The sequence below is a fragment of the Psychrobacter sp. 1Y4 genome (assembly GCF_051847555.1).
On sequence record NZ_JBPYDE010000365.1, the window covers coordinates 1 to 819 of the forward strand.

The window sequence follows — 819 nt, forward strand, 5'->3', positions numbered from 1 at the left end:
GTCATCGAATGAGGTTAAGAAGTTCATTGCCCATTCGTCAACACGGCTGGTCATCAAAATAACCTCGATGCCTTTTTTCTTAAACAGCTCAAGTTGCGGGCTGTTTTTAGCTGCAGCTAGATTATCGGCGGTGAGATAGTAGATCGCTTTTTGGCCTTCTTTCATACGACCTTTATAATCTTCAAAGCTGGTCTCAAGGCCATCTTGCGTGCTGGTGGCATAACGCAATAGCTTAGCGATACGTTCTTTATTACCGGCGTCCTCACCTAGCCCCTCTTTGATGACATCGCCAAATTCTGCGTAGAACTGCGCAAATTTCTCTTGCTTATCGCTGTCTTCGCTATTGGCAAGGCTGGCCAGCAAAGTCAAGATACGACGGGCGTTACCATCACGGATAGATTTTACATCGCGCGATTCTTGTAGTAGCTCACGACTCACGTTCAACGGCAAGTCTGCTGAATCGATGACCCCTTTCACAAAACGTAAATACATCGGTAGCAGCTGCTCAGCTTCATCCATGATAAAGACGCGCTTTACATACAGCTTTAGACCGTGCTGCTGCTCGCGAGTGTATAGATCCATCGGTGCTTTTTTAGGGATATATAGTAGCTGCGTGTACTGTACGCGGCCTTCGACACGGTTATGCGTCCAAGTAAGCGGCGCATCCATGTCATAAGAGATGTTTTTGTAAAAATCGACATACTCATCGTCTTCAATTTCAGAGCTTGAGCGAGTCCATAGTGCACTGGCTTTATTGATGGTTTCCCACTCGTCAGTAAGCACCATTTCGCCACCAGCAGGCGCCTGATCATCAGAGCT

At 47.0% G+C, this 819-nt stretch carries 1 pseudogene; it reads right to left on the bottom strand.

Features of this window, described 5'->3' with window-relative positions:
• Positions 1-819: pseudogene (locus tag ACS8FC_RS16355) on the bottom strand (molecular chaperone HtpG); the annotation flags it as partial.